General features: G+C 71.7%; 15 protein-coding genes. 8 read left to right on the plus strand and 7 right to left on the minus strand.

Going from position 1 to position 16,951, the window contains the following annotated elements:
* Window positions 1–10: 10 nt before the first annotated feature.
* Window positions 11–433: a secondary thiamine-phosphate synthase enzyme YjbQ gene (locus tag ACZ3KJ_RS18775; RefSeq protein WP_467528236.1), complete on the minus strand. Its 423-nt coding sequence runs from the start codon at window positions 431–433 to the stop codon at window positions 11–13.
* A gap of 148 nt (window positions 434–581) precedes the next feature.
* Here ACZ3KJ_RS18775 and ACZ3KJ_RS18780 point away from each other — a divergent pair, with 148 nt between their 5' ends.
* Window positions 582–1,658 carry an NAD(P)-binding domain-containing protein gene (locus ACZ3KJ_RS18780; protein ID WP_467528607.1) on the plus strand — a complete coding sequence of 359 codons (1,077 nt, stop codon included), beginning with the start codon at window positions 582–584 and terminating at the stop codon, window positions 1,656–1,658.
* Window positions 1,659–1,716: 58 nt separating this feature from the next.
* Here the strand turns inward: ACZ3KJ_RS18780 and mltG are convergent, their stop codons facing one another.
* On the minus strand, window positions 1,717–2,574 hold the full coding sequence (gene mltG / locus ACZ3KJ_RS18785; protein ID WP_467528238.1) for an endolytic transglycosylase MltG: 858 nt from the start codon (window positions 2,572–2,574) through the stop codon (window positions 1,717–1,719).
* Between the two features lie 53 nt (window positions 2,575–2,627).
* On the minus strand, window positions 2,628–4,430 hold the full coding sequence (locus ACZ3KJ_RS18790; RefSeq protein ID WP_467528240.1) for an ABC transporter ATP-binding protein: 1,803 nt from the start codon (window positions 4,428–4,430) through the stop codon (window positions 2,628–2,630).
* A gap of 93 nt (window positions 4,431–4,523) precedes the next feature.
* Between ACZ3KJ_RS18790 and ACZ3KJ_RS18795 the strand changes: the two genes are divergently transcribed.
* From ACZ3KJ_RS18795 to ACZ3KJ_RS18810, 4 genes are all read left to right on the plus strand, one after another.
* The gene (locus ACZ3KJ_RS18795; protein ID WP_467528242.1) at window positions 4,524–4,973 is read left to right on the plus strand and encodes a MarR family winged helix-turn-helix transcriptional regulator; all 450 of its coding nucleotides are present in this window, start codon (window positions 4,524–4,526) and stop codon (window positions 4,971–4,973) included.
* 221 nt (window positions 4,974–5,194) lie between these two features.
* Window positions 5,195–6,997, plus strand: a complete 1,803-nt coding sequence (locus tag ACZ3KJ_RS18800) for an ABC transporter transmembrane domain-containing protein (RefSeq protein WP_467528244.1) — start codon at window positions 5,195–5,197, stop codon at window positions 6,995–6,997.
* Entirely contained in the window at window positions 6,994–8,811 is a 1,818-nt protein-coding gene (locus tag ACZ3KJ_RS18805) for an ABC transporter ATP-binding protein (RefSeq protein WP_467528245.1), read from the plus strand. Before ACZ3KJ_RS18800 ends, ACZ3KJ_RS18805 begins: the two co-directional genes overlap by 4 nt.
* A 372-nt stretch (window positions 8,812–9,183) precedes the next feature.
* Window positions 9,184–9,654, plus strand: coding sequence for a DUF5709 domain-containing protein (locus ACZ3KJ_RS18810; protein ID WP_467528247.1), 471 nt, complete (start codon window positions 9,184–9,186; stop codon window positions 9,652–9,654).
* 143 nt (window positions 9,655–9,797) lie between these two features.
* Here the strand turns inward: ACZ3KJ_RS18810 and ACZ3KJ_RS18815 are convergent, their stop codons facing one another.
* Window positions 9,798–10,592 (minus strand): metal-dependent hydrolase, encoded by a 795-nt coding sequence (locus ACZ3KJ_RS18815; protein ID WP_467528249.1) that lies wholly within the window; start codon window positions 10,590–10,592, stop codon window positions 9,798–9,800.
* 145 nt (window positions 10,593–10,737) lie between these two features.
* Between ACZ3KJ_RS18815 and ACZ3KJ_RS18820 the strand changes: the two genes are divergently transcribed.
* Both ACZ3KJ_RS18820 and ACZ3KJ_RS18825 read left to right on the plus strand, forming a co-directional pair.
* Complete coding sequence (locus ACZ3KJ_RS18820) at window positions 10,738–13,251, plus strand: DEAD/DEAH box helicase (RefSeq protein ID WP_467528251.1); 2,514 nt, start codon at window positions 10,738–10,740, stop codon at window positions 13,249–13,251.
* A 43-nt stretch (window positions 13,252–13,294) separates the two neighbouring features.
* Window positions 13,295–14,161 carry an acyl-CoA thioesterase gene (locus ACZ3KJ_RS18825; protein WP_467528252.1) on the plus strand — a complete coding sequence of 289 codons (867 nt, stop codon included), beginning with the start codon at window positions 13,295–13,297 and terminating at the stop codon, window positions 14,159–14,161.
* A 29-nt stretch (window positions 14,162–14,190) separates the two neighbouring features.
* Here the strand turns inward: ACZ3KJ_RS18825 and ACZ3KJ_RS18830 are convergent, their stop codons facing one another.
* Window positions 14,191–15,225 (minus strand): DUF6397 family protein, encoded by a 1,035-nt coding sequence (locus ACZ3KJ_RS18830; RefSeq protein WP_467528254.1) that lies wholly within the window; start codon window positions 15,223–15,225, stop codon window positions 14,191–14,193.
* A gap of 127 nt (window positions 15,226–15,352) precedes the next feature.
* The gene (locus ACZ3KJ_RS18835; protein ID WP_389516631.1) at window positions 15,353–15,766 is read right to left on the minus strand and encodes a roadblock/LC7 domain-containing protein; all 414 of its coding nucleotides are present in this window, start codon (window positions 15,764–15,766) and stop codon (window positions 15,353–15,355) included.
* A gap of 124 nt (window positions 15,767–15,890) precedes the next feature.
* Here ACZ3KJ_RS18835 and ACZ3KJ_RS18840 point away from each other — a divergent pair, with 124 nt between their 5' ends.
* Window positions 15,891–16,319: a PPOX class F420-dependent oxidoreductase gene (locus ACZ3KJ_RS18840; RefSeq protein WP_467528256.1), complete on the plus strand. Its 429-nt coding sequence runs from the start codon at window positions 15,891–15,893 to the stop codon at window positions 16,317–16,319.
* An 18-nt stretch (window positions 16,320–16,337) separates the two neighbouring features.
* Here ACZ3KJ_RS18840 and ACZ3KJ_RS18845 read toward each other — a convergent pair whose 3' ends face one another.
* The gene (locus ACZ3KJ_RS18845; protein WP_467528258.1) at window positions 16,338–16,943 is read right to left on the minus strand and encodes a GTP-binding protein; all 606 of its coding nucleotides are present in this window, start codon (window positions 16,941–16,943) and stop codon (window positions 16,338–16,340) included.
* Window positions 16,944–16,951: the final 8 nt, after the last annotated feature.

Below are 16,951 nucleotides of genomic sequence, written 5' to 3' on the forward strand. Positions count from 1 at the left end.
GCGACGCCGATCAGCTCAGGAAGCTCAGCCGCACCTTGCGCTCGGGGTTGTCCTTGTTGGTGTCCACCAGGCACACCGACTGCCAGGTGCCGAGTTCCAGCCGCCCGCCCAGGACCGGCAGGGTCGCGTGGGGCGGGACGAAGGCCGGCAGGACGTGGTCGCGGCCGTGGCCGGGGCTGCCGTGGCGGTGCTGCCAGCGGTCGTCGGCGGGGAGCAGGCTGTGCAGCGCGGCGAGCAGGTCGTCGTCGCTGCCGGCACCGGTCTCGATGATCGCGATGCCGGCCGTGGCGTGCGGGACGAAGACGTTCAGCAGGCCGTCGCGGCCGGCGGCGGCGTCCTGGAGGAAGGCCTCGCAGTCGCGGGTGAGGTCGACGACCCGCTCCCGGGAGCCGGAGGCGATGTGCAGTACTCGGGTGGTGAACGCGTCTGACATGTTCCCATCCTGACCCACGCACCGGTCCCCACACCCCGGCGACCGCCCCGCTGTCCTGTTGTCCCGCTGGTTCCGCTGGTTCCACTAGTGCCACTGGTGCCGCTGGAAGATCCGCTGCCCCGGCGCTGTTGGTAGAAGCGTGAACGACATGCGTGAGGTCGAGGTGGTGGTGATAGGCGCCGGCCAGGCGGGACTGGCCGGCGCCTATCACCTTCGGCGTACCGGATTCGCGCCGGAGCGCGACTTCGTGGTGCTGGACCACTCGCCCGGACCCGGCGGCGCCTGGCAGTTCCGGTGGCCCTCACTGACGTACGGCAGGGTGCACGGGATGCACGCGCTGCCCGGTATGGAGCTGACGGGCGCGGATCCTCGGCGGCCGTCGTCCGAGGTGATCGCGGCGTACTTCGACCGCTACGAGCGCGCCTTCGACCTGCGCGTACGGCGCCCGGTGGACGTGCGGTCCGTACGTGAGGGGGACGGCGGGCGGCTGCTCGTGGAGACCTCCGACGGCCCTTGGGCGACGAGGGCCCTGATCAACGCGACCGGCACCTGGGACCGGCCGTTCTGGCCGCGCTACCCCGGCCAGGAGACGTTCCGCGGACGTCAGCTGCACACCGCGCGGTATCCGGGCCCGGAGGCGTTCGCCGGGCAGCGGGTGGTCGTGGTGGGCGGCGGGGCGTCCGGTACGCAGCATCTGCTGGAGATCGCCCCGTTCGCGGCCGCCACCACCTGGGTGACACGGCGCCCGCCCGTCTTCCGCGAGGGCCCCTTCGACGAGAACGCCGGCCGTGCCGCGGTCGCGCTCGTGGAGGAACGCGTGCGCCAGGGGCTGCCGCCGCGGAGCGTCGTCTCCGTGACCGGGCTGCCGCTGAACGACGCGATCCGGCGGGGGCTGGCGGACGGAGTGCTGGACCGGCTGCCCATGTTCGACCGGATCACCCCGGACGGCGTGGAGTGGCGCGACGGGCGGCGGGTGGCCGCGGACGTCATCCTCTGGGCGACCGGCTTCCGGCCCGCCATCGATCACCTGGCGCCGTTGCGGCTGCGCGAACCGGGCGGCGGGATCCGGGTCGAGGGCACGCGCGCGGTCGCCGACCCTCGTATCCACCTCGTCGGCTACGGGCCGTCGGCGAGCACGATCGGAGCCAACCGGGCCGGTCGTGCCGCCGTACGCGACATCGGACGGCTGCTCGCCGGACGCTCGCAGGAGCCGGCCGCCGCCTGACGTCCGTCGCGCGCCCCGATGCCCGCCCCCGGGACCGCCGGGCCGCCGGAGCGCGTCGTCACCGGGATTTCGACGGGTTCGTCGCGACCGGTGCGCTCTGCTGGTGTCTGTTGAACTCGGCGACGTTGCGCTGGTGTTCCGCGTAGTCCGACGTGAAACGCGTGTCGCCCGGCTTGACCGTGACGAAGTACAGCCAGTCGCCCGGGGTCGGGTTGATCGCGGCACGCATCGCGTCCCCGCCGGGGCTGTCGATCGGCGTCGGGGGCAGACCCATGCGCTGATAGGAGTTGTAGGGGCTCTCGATGCGGGTGTCCCGCTCCGTCGTGTTCACCGAGAAGCGGTTCAGCGCGTAGTTGACGGTGGAGTCCATCTGCAAGGGCATACCGCGCTCCAGGCGGTTGAAGACGACCCGGGCCACCTTGCCCATGTCCGCCTTGGTGGCGGCCTCGGCCTGGACGATGCTGGCGACGGTCACCGCCTGGTACACGTTCATCGCGTTGCGCTGGGCTCCGGCGGCGATCGGCGCTCCGTTGAACTTCTCGTTCGCCGCGTCGACCATCCGCGTCAGCAGCGCCTGCGGCGTCGGCTTCCTGCCCAGCGGATACGTCGCCGGGAAGAGGTAGCCCTCCGGGTTGCCCTCGGCGTCGATCGGGAGCCTCAGGTTGGCCGTGGGCACGGTCTTCCTGGTGGTGCCGGCGGGCAGGGCGAGGGCCTTGTCGACGGCCGCGTAGATCTGGTTCGCCCGCCAGCCCTCCGGGATCACCAGGGAGGTCGGTCTCTTCTCCTCGTGGCTGTCCGGACTCAGCAGCGGCACCGCCACGGCGGTGCCGGCCACGACGGCTCCGGTCGCGATGAGGGCGAGACGGCCCCGGCGCGTCAGTCGAATCGTGCTCCGTGGCGGAGTGTTCATCTGCATGCGGGCACGGTAACCCGCATATCGTCAGGAAATCGGCATAACCTGGCGTATCGTCATCTTGTCGGCTCCAGCCGGGCGTCCCGCCGCACCAGGGCCGCGTACCGCCCGTCCCGCGCCAGCAGTTGCTCGTGCGTCCCCCGTTCGGCCACCCGGCCGGCGTCGAGGACCACGATCTGGTCGGCGCCGCGGACGGTGGACAGCCGGTGCGCGATGGTGAGCGTGGTGCGGTTCGCCGAGAGCGCGTCGATGGCCTCCTGGACAGCGCGCTCGGTGCGGGTGTCCACGGCGCTGGTCGCCTCGTCGAGGATGAGGACGGGCGGGTCCCGCAGGATGGTGCGGGCGATGGCCAGGCGCTGCTTCTCCCCACCGGAGAAACGGTGGCCGCGCTCGCCGACGACCGTGTCGTACCCGTCGGGCAGGGCGGCGATGTGGTCGTGGATCTGGGCCGCCCGCGCCGCGGCGTACAGCTCCTCGTCGGTGGCGTCCGGCTTGGCGAAGCGCAGGTTCTCCGCGACCGAGGCGTGGAAGAGGTACGTCTCCTGAGAAACGACGCCGACCGCGCGCGCCAGGGTGTCGAAGTCCAGGTCGCGGACGTCGACGCCGTCGAGGGTGACCCGGCCGCCCGTCACGTCGTACAGGCGGGGGACCAGATACCCCAGCGTGGACTTGCCGGCGCCGGTCGGGCCGACGATCGCGAGGCTTCCGCCCGCCGGCACGGTGACGTCGATGCCGTCGAGGACCGGTCCGCCCTTGCCGTCGTACCGGAACGTGACGTCCTCGAAGCGGACCTCGCCCCGGACGTTGTCGAGGTGGAGCGGGTTCGCGCGTTCGGTGATGTCGACGGGGAGGTCGAGGTACTCGAAGATGCGCTGGAAGAGGGCGAGCGAGGTCTGGATCTGCACGCCCGTCGACAGCAGACTGACCGCCGGGCGGAACAGTCCCTGCTGGAGCGAGACGAAGGCGACGATGGTGCCGAGGGAGACGTCCGGGCCGCCGAGCTGGAGGGCCAGTCCCGCGGTCCAGTAGATGAAGGCCGGCATGGCGGACATGACGATGCCGATCACGGCCATGCGCCAGCGGCCGGCCATGTTCGACCGCACCTCGAGGTCGACCAGGCGCTCGGACTCTCCGGCGAAGGACTGCGTGAGCGAGTCGGCGCGGCCCATCGTGCGGCCGAGCAGGATGCCGCTGACGGACAGGGACTCGGTGACGGTGGCGGCCATGGCGGCCATCTGCTTCTGACGCTGGGTGGTGATCTTCCGGCGTTCGTTGCCGACCCGGCGGCTGATCCACACGAAGACCGGCAGCAGGAGCAGGGACACGACGGTCAGCCGCCAGTCGAGGGCGACCATGGCCACGATCGTGGCGACGACGCTGGTGAAGTTGGAGACCAGGGAGGTGGCGGTGGAGGTGACGGTCGCCTGCATGCCTCCGATGTCGTTGGCGATGCGCGACTGCACCTCACCGGTCCGCGTACGCGTGAAGAACGCGAGCGACATGCGCTGGAGACGGCCGTAGACGGCGGTGCGCAGGTCGTGCATGACACGCTGGCCGACCGTCGTGGAGATCAGGGTCTGGAGGACACCGAAGACCCCGGCGAGGACGGCGCTGAGGATCATGCCGAGGGCGAGCAGGCTCAGCAGGCCCGTACGCCCCTGGGGGAGGGCGACGTCGAGCGTCTCCTTGAGCAGGAAGGGCGTGGCCACCGAGACCAGCGAGGAGGCGGCGACCAGCAGGCCGACGACTGCGAGCCGGCCGCGATAGGGGCGGAAGAGCTTGAGGATGCGGCGCACCTGACGCGGCTGCTGCTCGGCGCCGGTGGGCGGGGTCCAGGAATCTGGCGTGTCGGGGTGCATGGGCTCCTTCGGGAGGTCGATCGGGAGGACTCGTGGAGCGTAGCTCATTGTTACCTATATTCACAATGAACGGCATCCTGTTATTGTTCCCGCATGACCACCCCCGATCCCGACGGCCTGCTCGCCGAGCAGTTGCTGCGGCTCACCCGCCGGGTGCACCGCATCCAGAAGCGCCACCTGGAGCACTCCGACATGGGTGTCACCCCGGCGCAGTCCCGCCTGCTGCGCACCCTCGCCCACTTCAGCGAGCCACCGCGCATGGCGGACCTCGCCGAGCGCCTCGAGGTCGTGCCGCGCGCGGTGACCACGCTCGTCGACGGGCTGGAGGCGAGCGGAAAGGTGCGCCGGGTGCCGGACCCCACGAACCGACGGGTGATACGGATCGAGCTGACGGACGCGGGCCGCGAGACGCTCGGCGAGCTGCGCCGGGCCCGCCAGGCAGCGGCGCGGGAGATGCTCGCACCGCTGACGGACGTGGAGCGGGCGGTACTCGGGAAGTTGCTGGACACGCTCATCGACGGGACCGCGGCTCCCCGCTGTTGAGCGGGCTCGGAGGACGGACGGGGGCTCCCGTCGGCGGCTCGGCCCCGGACACGGGAGGCATGTCCGTGCGGGCCGACCGGATCCATGCGGTGCCGCGGAAAACCGGTTGATTCCGACCAGCCTCCGACGGGAACCTTGCACGGTTTGCTGCCGCCGCTCTCGCGGGCACTCCCCTGGTCCGCGTTCCCCCCTCCCCTCCTGACACGAGCCACTGGGACGTCATGCAGATCCAAGACCTTCCGTACCCCGACCCGGGTGTGCCGGACGTACGCTCCGGGCCCCGCTTCCTGTGGTGGCTCGGCCGCAATCAGTCGGGCGGTCAACTCAAGTCACTGGCCTGGGGACTGCTGCACTTCGTGGCCGTCTCGACGCTGCCGTTCTGTGTCGGGTTCGCCGTCGAGGCAGTCGTCGACCGCTCCGGTTCGCGACTCGCCCTCGCCGGCGGGCTGATGGCGCTGGCCGGTGTCGCCACCGCCGTCGGAGACACCTTCCTGCACCGCGCCGCCGTCACCAACTGGATCACCGCGGCCGCCCGCGTCCAGCAGCTTCTCGCCCGCAAGACCTCGCGGTTGGGCTCCGTGCTGAGCCGGCGGGTCGCCGCCGGCGAGGTGGTGGCCGTGTCCACGGGTGACGTCGAGAAGATCGGCTGGTTCGTGGAGGCCGTGTCGCGGTTCACCGCCGCGGCCCTCACCGTCGTGCTGGTCTGCGTCGGCCTCGTGGTCTATCAACCCGCCCTGGGGCTGGTGGTCGCCGTGGGCCTGCCCGTCCTCGCCGTCGCGGTGCTGCCCCTGCTGCCCCGCGCCACCCGCCGGGCCGACTTCCAGCGCGAGAAAGCCGGACGCGCCACCGAACTGGCCTCCGACACGGTGGCCGGCCTGCGGGTGCTGCGCGGCATCGGCGGCGAGGAGCTGTTCCTCGACCGCTACCGCCACGCCTCCCAGGAGGTCCGGCACGCGGCCGTGCGCAGCGCCCGCATGTGGTCCCTGATCAGCGCCATCCAGGTGATGCTGCCGGGGCTGCTGCTGATCGCGGTCGTCTTCCACGGCGTCCGCCTGGCCCGCGAGGGCCGGATCTCCGTCGGGGAACTGGTCACCGTCTACAGCTCCGTCACGGTCCTGACCTATCCCCTCAGGCACTTCGAGGAGATCGCGATGGCGTACTCCTTCTCCCGCCCGTCGGCCAGACGCGCCGCCCGCGTCCTGTCACTGGAACGCGCCACGGAAGCTGCCGGAACCCGCCCGCCGGACCTCCCCTCCGGCGACCTGTACGACCCGGCCACGGGGCTGCTCGCGCCGACCGCCCGCCTCACCGCGGTGGTGTGCGGCGACCCTGACGCCGCCGGACGGCTGGCGGAACGCCTGGGCGGACACGCCACACAGGACGGCCCGTCGGTGCTGCTCGGCGGGGTTCCGCTCGACGAACTGCCGCTCGACTGCGCCCGCACCGCCGTCCTCGTCCAGGACAAGGACCCGGTGCTGCTCTCCGGATCGCTGCGCGACCTGTTCGACGTGCCCGCCTCGGGTGACGTCGACACGGCGGCGGCGCTGGCGGCCGCCCAGTGCGGGGACGTGCTGGAGGCGCTCGTCCAGGGGTCGCTGGACGCCGAGGACCCGATGGACGCGCGGATCACCGAACGCGGCCGGTCGCTGTCCGGCGGCCAGCGCCAGCGGCTGGCCCTGGCCCGGTCACTGTTCACCGACCCGGACGTCCTCGTCCTGGACGAACCCACCTCCGCCGTCGACTCGCACACCGAGGCGCGGATCGCCGAGGGCCTGCGAGAACTGCGCGCCGGACGCACCACCGTGCTGTTCACTTCCTCCCCGCTGCTGCTGGACCGGGCCGATCAGGTCGTCCTCGTCCACGAGGGCCGGGCCGTCGCGGTCGGTGTGCACCGCGAGCTGCTGCACGCCGACCCGCGCTACCGCGCCGTGGTGACCCGGGAGACCGACGAGGAAGCCGCTCTGAGCGGTGTGCTCACGGCATTCGAGAAGAACGAGCTGCAAGAGATCGAGGAGACCGCATGATCGGCGTGGCGCCCCCGGCGTACGACCCGGCGGCACCGACCGCGGCCACCACACTGCCGGTCGGCGCCCCCGCCACCGTGCGGGCCTACGTGGGGGACCTGTTCCGCCGGCACCGGCGCGCCTTCCTGGTCCTCGTCGCCGTCAACACGATCGCCACCATCGCCTCGATGATCGGTCCATGGCTCCTGGGCGACCTCGTGGAACGGCTGTCGGACGGGGCACGGGACCTGCGTCTGGAGCTGACCGCCACGCTGTTCCTGCTCGCCCTGGTCGTCCAGGCCGCGTTCGTCCGGCAGGTGCGGCTGCGCGGCGCGATGCTCGGCGAGCGGATGCTGGCCGACCTGCGCGAGGACTTCCTCGTCCGGTCGGTGCGGCTGCCACCGGGCGTGCTGGAGCGGGCCGGGACGGGCGACCTGCTGTCCCGCATCACGACGGACGTGGACCGCCTGGCCAATGCCATGCGCGAGGCGGTGCCGCAGCTGACCATCGGCGTGATGTGGGCGGTGCTGCTGCTCGGCGGGCTCGTCGTCACGGCACCGCCCCTGGCGCCCGCCGTGCTCGTCGCGGTGCCGCTGCTGGTGGCCGGCTGCCGCTGGTACTTCCGGCGGGCGCCGGCCGGCTACCGGTCGGAGGCCGCCGGATACGCCGCCGTCGCCGCCGCCCTGGCCGAGACCGTGGACGCCGGACGCACCGTGGAGGCCCACCGCCTCGGTGAGCGCCGTGTCGGGCTGTCGGACCTGCGGATCCAGCAGTGGACGGCCTGGGAGCGGTACACGCTCTGGCTGCGCTCGGTGCTCTTCCCCGTCATCAACCTCGTGCACGTCACCGTCCTGGGCTCGGTCCTCATGCTGGGCGGGGCCTTCGTCCTCCAGGGCTGGATCGGGGTCGGCGAGCTGACGACGGCCGCGCTCCTCGCCCAGATGCTCGTCGACCCCGTGAACCTGATCCTTCGCTGGTACGACGAGCTGCAGGTGGCGCAGGTGGCGCTGGCCCGGCTCGTCGGCGTGCGCGACATCGAGCCGGACGCCGGGGACTCCGCGCTGGAGCCGGACGGACGGGACGTGCTCGCCGACCGGGTGCACTTCGGTTACCGCGAGGGCGTCGACGTGCTGCGCCAGGTTTCGCTGGAAGTCGCCCCCGGCACCCGACTGGCCCTGGTCGGCCCCTCCGGCGCCGGCAAGTCCACACTGGGCCGGCTGCTCGCCGGCATCTACGCGCCGCGCGAGGGCCGAGTCACCCTGGGCAAGACCGAACTGTCCCGGATGACCGCCGAACGCATCCGCTCGCAGGTGGCGCTGGTCAACCAGGAGCACCACGTCTTCGTCGGTTCGCTGCGCGACAACCTCCGCCTCGCACTCCCCCACGCCCGGCTGCACCCCGGCGAGGACACCTCGCAGGGGGCCGAGGACGCCGAACTGTGGTCCGCCCTGGCCTCGGTCGACGCGGAGAGCTGGGCGCGGGCCTTGGACGACGGTCTGGACACCGAGGTCGGCTCGGGCGGGGTCGCGCTCACCCCGGCGCAGGCCCAGCAGATCGCGCTGGCCCGGCTCGTGCTGGCCGACCCGCACACGCTGGTCCTCGACGAGGCGACCTCGCTGCTCGACCCGCGTGCCGCCCGTCACCTGGAGCGGTCCCTGGCCCGTGTCCTGGACGGCCGTACCGTCATCGCCATCGCCCACCGCCTGCACACCGCCCACGACGCCGACGTCATCGCCGTCGTCGAGAACGGCCGCATCAGCGAGCTGGGCAGCCACACGGAGCTGGTCGCGGCGGACGGCGCCTACGCGGCCCTGTGGCGGTCCTGGCACGGGTGAGGACCGTGACACCGGATGCGCCGTCCGTCGGTGCGGAAGGAACGGTGGCGCCGGAGGACGGGGCGGGGTGGGGCCGGGGCCGACGGGACCGTCCCGGGCCCGAGGCGGAGCGGGCTTCGGAAGGCGTTCGGCGCACGGCGGCCGGGCCGGGCCCGGCACCCCGGCCCGGGCTCGGCCTCCCCGGCTGCCGTTGCGCCCCCCCGAAGCGGGGTGGAACGCTGGAGAGCGGCAGCCGTGTGGACGGCAGCGGGCCGGTCCGTCCGAGAACGTCCTGATCCGTCCATGCTCTGCCGCCCCCGGCCCGCGCCCCGAGCGGTGGTGTTCCATCGCCGGCCGTGGTGAGGACGGGCCCGTCATCCCCTGGAGGAACCCGTGAACAGCGCCGAAGGATGGGGGGACGACGTCTACCAGCCCGACGCGTCCGAGATCCAGGACGACGCGGGTCTGCTCGACGCGGAGGACACGCTCGTGGACGACGGTGTCGACGACCCGCTGGACCGGGGCTGGTCGCCACCGGAGAGGCCGTGGGCCGTGGAGCACACCGGCGTGACGGCCGCGGAGCGCCGACAGGGCGAGACCCTCGACCAGCGGCTCGCGGAGGAACTGCCCGACCTCGCCGCCCCCGACGGCGACGGTCTCGGAGACACCGACGGCACCGACGGGGAACTCCTGGACAATGAGGTGGGCTCCGCCCGCTCCGGCCGGCTGGTGGCACCGGACGAGGGGGCCCACGAGGACGAGGAGAGCGCCCTGGTCGCCACCGATGTGGGCATCGACGGAGCGGCCGCCTCCGCCGAGGAGGCCGCGATGCACATCGTCGACGAGGACTCTCTGCCCGGCTGACCCGGCCGTCCCCGGTCCGTCCCGCCCGCCCTCACCGCGCGGGGAGCACACCGGGCAGGGCCCGCACGCAGGGCCGTCGTCCGCTGCGAGTGCCGCCGCGGAGAGGGCCCGGCGAGTTGAGCCGCCCCCGCCCACGGCGGGATTCAGATGACGTTGAGAGCGACCGCGCCGCCCACGCCTCCGAGGACCATGAAGACCGGCATCAGCACCTTCAGTTCGACCCAGCTGCCCGCCCTGAACCGCATGGCCTTGGGCGGCCCCAGGGGGTACCAGCGCTTGCGCCCGATCGGGATGGGCCACAGGACCGGGCAGCCGGAGACGGTCAGCGCGTCCCCGATGTCGTGCACCAGGGCCCCCAGCAGAATCGGCAGCCCCAGCCACAGGTACTCCTGGCCGGGGTCCGTGAACAGCCAGCCCGCGCCGTTGCCGGGCTTGTCCAGGACGCCGGCGAGGATCCAGGCGCTCGTCGCCGCCAGCAGCCACACCAGCACATCGCTGCTGGAACCGCGGGCCGCCCGCCACAGCAGACCCTCGATCGCCAGGACCATGTGCACGAAGAGGATCGCCAGGACGGCCCAGCGGCCACCGGTGATCGCCAGTGCCGAGGCACCCGCGCCGATCATGACCGCCCACAGCCAGGTGTGCGTGAGCGTCCGGTGCCCCCCGGAGCGGCGCGGGTCGCCCTGCTTCTTCGTGGCCTTGTAGACGGCGTAGGAGAGCTTGTCGACGATCTCGCACAGCCAGCGCGAGACGGGGCCGAAGGCCCGGGAGATCGTGGCCGCCTTGTGGTCGAGGTCCGGGGCGAGCGCGGCACCCGCACATATCAGCGCACCCGCCAGCAGCACCGGCCACGGCATCGTGTGCCCGGCCGCCGCGGCCGCGGCACCGACGCCGAGCCAGGCGGCGGCGCCCGACAGTGAATGTGCTGGTCCCATCATGGCCGTTGCCCGCCCTGTTCCTCGTTCGCCGCTGTCCAGTTGACCGGGTGCGATGACGCTCCGTCGGCGCCCCAGCGTAGCGGCCGTGATCTTCGGCCGGGCATCCGATTCCCCCCTCGGGCTCCGGGGCAGGCAAGATGGGGTCGTGACCCTCATCGATCAGCTGCCGCCGACCGCAGATCCCGACGCCCTCTACGACGCCTTCGAGTCCTGGGCCCAGGAGCGCGGTCTCACGCTCTACCCGCACCAGGAGGAGGCGCTGATCGAGGCGGTCTCCGGCGCGAACGTGATCGTGTCGACGCCCACCGGCTCCGGCAAGAGCATGATCGCGGCGGGTGCGCACTTCGCGGCCCTCGCCCGGGACGAGGTCACCTTCTACACGGCGCCGATCAAGGCGCTGGTGTCGGAGAAGTTCTTCGAGCTGTGCAAGCTCTTCGGCACGGAGAACGTCGGCATGCTGACCGGCGACGCCTCCGTCAACGCCGACGCCCCGGTCATCTGCTGCACCGCCGAGGTGCTGGCGTCGATCGCCCTGCGCGACGGCAAGGCGGCGGACGTCGGCCAGGTCGTCATGGACGAGTTCCACTTCTACGCGGAGGGCGACCGCGGCTGGGCCTGGCAGATCCCCCTTCTGGAACTGCCCCAGGCGCAGTTCGTCCTCATGTCGGCCACGCTCGGCGACGTCTCCTTCTTCGAGAAGGACCTCACCCGGCGCACCGGCCGCCCCACCGCGGTGGTCCGTTCGGCGACCCGGCCCGTACCGCTGTCCTACGCGTACCAGTACACACCGCTCACGGAGACGCTCACCGATCTGCTGGAGACCAAACAGGCTCCCGTCTACATCGTGCACTTCACCCAGGCGCAGGCGGTGGAGCGGGCGCAGGCCCTGATGAGCATCAACATGTGCTCGCGGGAGGAGAAGGAGCAGATCGCCGAGCTGATCGGCAACTTCCGCTTCACGACGAAGTTCGGCCGGAACCTCTCGCGCTACGTGCGGCACGGCATCGGTGTCCACCACGCCGGCATGCTGCCCAAGTACCGGCGTCTGGTGGAGAAGCTCGCCCAGGCCGGTCTGCTGAAGGTCATCTGCGGTACGGACACGCTCGGCGTCGGTGTGAACGTGCCCATCAGGACGGTGCTGTTCACGGCGCTGACCAAGTACGACGGCAACCGTGTGCGCACGCTGCGGGCGCGGGAGTTCCACCAGATCGCGGGCCGGGCCGGACGGGCCGGCTTCGACACGGCGGGTTTCGTGGTGGCGCAGGCGCCGGAGCACGTCATCGAGAACGAGAAGGCGCTCGCCAAGGCCGGTGACGACCCGAAGAAGCGCCGCAAGGTGGTGCGCAAGAAGGCGCCGGAGGGCTTCGTCGGCTGGACGGAGAACACCTTCGACAAGCTCATCGAGTCCGAGCCGGAGCCGCTGACGTCCCGCTTCCGGGTGACGCACACGATGCTGCTGTCCGTGATCGCGCGCCCCGGAAACGCCTTCGACGCGATGCGGCACCTGCTCGAGGACAACCACGAGCCGCGCAGGCAGCAGCTGCGGCACATCCGGCGCGCGATCGCGATCTACCGTTCGCTGCTGGACGGCGGGATCGTGGAGAAGCTCGACCAGCCGGACGCCGAGGGCCGGATCGTCCGCCTCACCGTGGACCTCCAGCAGGACTTCGCGCTCAACCAGCCGCTGTCCACTTTCGCGCTGGCCGCGTTCGAGCTGCTCGATCCGGAGTCGCCTTCCTACGCGCTCGACATGGTCTCGGTCGTGGAGTCCACCCTCGACGATCCGCGCCAGATCCTCGCCGCCCAGCAGAACAAGGCGCGCGGCGAGGCGGTCGCCGCGATGAAGGCGGACGGTGTCGAGTACGAGGAGCGCATGGAGCGCCTCCAGGACATCAGCTACCCCAAGCCCCTGGAGGAGCTGCTCTTCCACGCGTACAACACGTACCGCAAGAGCCACCCGTGGGTCGGGGACCATCCGCTGTCGCCGAAGTCGGTGATCCGGGACATGTACGAGCGGGCCATGTCCTTCACCGAGCTGGTGTCCCACTACGAGCTGGCCCGCACCGAGGGCATCGTGCTGCGGTACCTGGCCGGCGCGTACAAGGCGCTCGACCACACGGTTCCGGACGACCTCAAGTCCGAGGACCTGCAGGACCTGATCGAGTGGCTGGGCGAGATGGTCCGCCAGGTCGACTCCAGTCTGCTGGACGAGTGGGAGCAGCTCGCCAACCCGGAGGAGATGACCGCCGAGGAGGCGCAGGAGAAGGCCGACGAGGTCAAGCCGGTCACCACCAACGCGCGCGCCTTCCGCGTCCTCGTCCGCAACGCGATGTTCCGCCGTGTGGAGCTCGCCGCGCTCGACCAGGTCGACGAACTGGGCGAGATGGACGCCGAGTCCGGCTGGGACGCCGACGCGTGGGGCGAGGCGATGGACAAGTACTGGGACGAGTACGACGACCTCGGTACCGGCCCGGACGCCCGTGGCCCCAAGCTGCTGGTCATCGAGCAGGAGCCGCAGAACGCGCTGTGGCGCGTCCGCCAGATCTTCGACGACCCCAACGGTGACCACGACTGGGGCATCAGCGCCGAGGTGGACCTCACGGCCTCCGACGCGGAGGGTCGCGCGGTCGTCCGCGTCACCGACGTCGGCCAGTTGTGAGTACGGGCCGAGGCAGAGAAGCAGGCACAGGAGAAACACACCGATGACGAACCCGGCCGAGAGGCTAGTCGACCTGCTCGACCTGGAGCAGATCGAGGTCAACATATTCCGCGGCCGCAGCCCGCAGGAGTCCCTGCAACGGGTCTTCGGCGGCCAGGTGGCGGGCCAGGCGCTGGTCGCGGCCGGCCGGACCACGGACGGCGACCGGCCCGTGCACTCGCTGCACGCGTACTTCCTGCGCCCGGGCCGGCCGGGCGTGCCGATCGTGTACCAGGTCGAGCGGGTGCGCGACGGGCGGTCGTTCACCACGCGCCGCGTCACCGCCGTGCAGCAGGGCCGCACGATCTTTAATCTGACCGCCTCCTTTCACAAGCCCGAGCAAGGTCCGTTCGAGCACCAGTTGCCGCCGGCCCGTGAGGTCCCGGACCCGGAGACGCTTCCGACGGTCGCCCAGGAGGTCCGGGAGCATCTGGGCGGGCTGCCCGAGCAGCTGGAGCGGATGGCACGTCGGCAGCCCTTCGACATCCGGTACGCGGACGGGCTGCGCTGGAGCCCCGAGGAGATCAAGGACGCCGAGCCGCGCAGCGCGGTGTGGATGCGCGCGGTCGGTCCGCTCGGCGACGATCCGCTCGTGCACACCTGCGCGTTGACGTACGCCAGCGACATGACGCTGCTGGACGCGGTCCGTCTCCCGGTCGAGCCCCTGTGGGGTCCGCGGAACTTCGACATGGCGTCGCTGGACCACGCCATGTGGTTCCACCGGCCCTTCCGCGCGGACGAGTGGTTCCTGTACGACCAGGAGTCGCCGATCGCGACAGGTGGCCGTGGGCTGGCCCGTGGGCGGATCTACGACGTGCACGGCCGTCTGCTGGTGTCGGTCGTCCAGGAGGGCCTGTTCCGGACCCTGTAGGACCGGTGTGCCCGCCGGAGACAGGTGCGTCAGGTGCTTCTGCGGCGGAGCCGGCCCAGCAGACCGCTCATGAGCCGGCGGGGCCGGTGCCGCTCCGACTGCCGCGGGTCCGCCGTCGGGCGCGCGTCCAGCGTCGGGTGCGCGCCCAGCACCGGGTGCGCGTCCAGGACCGGGTGCGCGTCCAGGACCGGCCGCGGGTCCGCCGTCGGTCGTGGAGGGACCGGGATACGCCCCGCCGCGTGTGCCTGCGGCTTCGGTTCCGGTAGCGGTTGCGGTTTCGGCGAGGGCCGTGGCGCGGGCTGATGGGCACGGGCCTCGTCCAGGGCTTGCAGCAGGTCGGACCGGAGCCAGTCGATCTCGTCGGGGGCGTCCGCCGTCACGATCTTCTCGATGAGACGAGCCGCCGGGGAGCCGGGCGCTCCGTGGGCCGGCGGCCCCGGGCGGAACCGGTTCAGATGGGAGCGGTCGTAGGGGTCCTCGACGATCTCGGCGATGTGGGCGGCATCGAGGAGAGAGGCCACGGCTGCCGCTCGCTGCCAGGGACCGTCGGCCTGCCGCAGCAGGAAGCCGAGACGGCGGCCCCGCCAGTTGCGGGGGCGCAGGTCGAGACCCTCCGCCACCTGCTGCCGCAGGGCTCGGGGCGTCCGGCCGGTGAGCAGCGGGGCGTTGTCCTCATCGGCGGCGAACTGTCGTAGCTCCTCGGCTAGATACAGCCAGACGACGGCCCGGTAGCGGTTCAGATAGAACCTCACAGGTACCACGAGACCCAGGCGCGCCAGGCGTGTGAACCGGGTGGGCGCCACTTCCATGACGGCCGCCCCCTCGGCGGTGCCGACGGCCTCGACGCTCCTGCGGAGTGCCTCGGGGAAGCCGGGCGCGGCGCGTAGCCGGTCGAGCTCGGTGCGGGGGACCCGGCGTCCCCCTCCCCCTTCGTCGGGCACGGTCCTGATCCGGCCGAGGTCCACGGCGAGTTCGAACTCGCTTCGTTTCATGCCCAGTTCCCTCGCCGCTCGGCCGAAGGCGGTGAAGGGGGCGTGGGGTCGGGTGGTGGTGTCGCCTGACATGGCCGGTCTCCCCCGTGGAGTGGTGGGCCCCGCGCCGTCCGCGATGGCCTCGGAAAAACCGTAGCCGGATTCGCGGATCCCGTGGCAAGCCTGTGGACAACTCCATGGAACGGGAGAGAAGAGCAGGTCAGAGGTCTGTCGGTGGAGTGCGCTCGGGGTGGCGGGCGTCCACCGCGAGGTGCTCGCCGACCCGGTTGACGAGCAGCGCCATCTCGTAGGCGATCTGGCCCATGTCGGCATCCACCCCGCTGAACACGCACAGGCAGCTGCCGGCACCGGCCGCGGTGACGAACAGCACCGCGTCATCGAATTCGACCATCGTCTGGCGGACCTGACCCGCGCCGAAGTGGCGTCCGGATCCCTTGGCGAGGCTGTGGAGGCCGGACGAGACGGCGGCGAGGTGTTCCGCGTCCTCCCGGCGCAGCCCCGTGCTGGCGCCCGCCACAAGCCCGTCGTTGGACAGGACGAGCGCGTGCCGTACGTGGTCGACCCGTTCGGTCAGGTCGTCCAGCAGCCACCCCAGCGTCTGCTTCTGCGCCATGTTCCCTCTCCCCGTGTGAGGATTCCCCGTGTGCTGTCCCCGCCCGTCGGGTGGCTCCGCCCGTCGGGTGGCTCCGTCCGCCAGCCTTCCCCACCACCGGCCGGCGGGCAAGGAGGATGAGGGCATGGCACAGAAGATGACCGATGAGGAATGGCGGGCGTTCGTCTCGCACGGCACGCGCACCGCGAAACTGTCGACGGTGCGTGCGGACGGACGTCCGCACGTGACGCCGGTCTGGTTCCTGCTCGACGGGGACGAGGTGGTCTTCACCACAGGCGCGAACACCGTGAAGGGACGCAACCTCGCCCGGGACGGCCGGGTCGCCCTGTGTGTCGACGACGACCGGCCGCCGTTCGACTACGTGGTGGTGCAGGGCGTGGCCGACGTCTCGGACGACCTGGACGAGGTCCGCGGCTGGGCGACCCGGATCGCGGCGCGGTACATGGGCGAGGAACGTGCCGAGGAGTTCGGCGCCCGCAACGGTGTTCCGGGGGAACTGCTGGTTCGCGTCGGGATCGACAAGGTGCGCGCCGAGAAGGCGGTCGCGGCCTGACCCGACGGTGGTGACGGCTCAGCTCACGGAGTCGAGCAGCCGGGCGGTGTGCACCCGCCCGGCGTACTCGACGAGCCGGATCAGTACCTCCTTGCCCGAGGCGCGGTCGCGGGCGTCGCACAGGACGACGGGGGTGCCCTGGTCGAGGTCGAGGGCGCGTGCGACCTCGGGCGCGCTGTAGGTCCGCGCTTCCGGGAAGCAGTTGACGGCCACCACGAACGGGATGTGCCGGTGCTCGAAGTAGTCGACCGCGGGGAAGCAGTCCGCCAGGCGGCGGGTGTCGGCGAGGACGACGGCACCCAGGGCGCCCTGGGACAGCTCGTCCCACAGGAACCAGAAGCGGTCCTGGCCCGGGGTGCCGAAGAGGTACAGGGAGAGGCCGGAGCGGATGGTGATCCGGCCGAAGTCCATGGCGACGGTCGTCGTGACCTTCCGGTCCACACCGTCGGTGTCGTCCACCGTCCGGCCCACCTCGCTGAGCAGTTCCTCGGTGCGCAGCGGCTTGATCTCGCTGACCGCCCCCACCAGGGTGGTCTTGCCCACGCCGAAACCGCCGGCGACGAGGATCTTCAACGCCAGCAAGGACGCGTCGCCACCTGGGGCGTCCACCTGTTCGGAGACCATGGATCACT

The organism is Streptomyces sp. NPDC003248 (assembly GCF_055563235.1).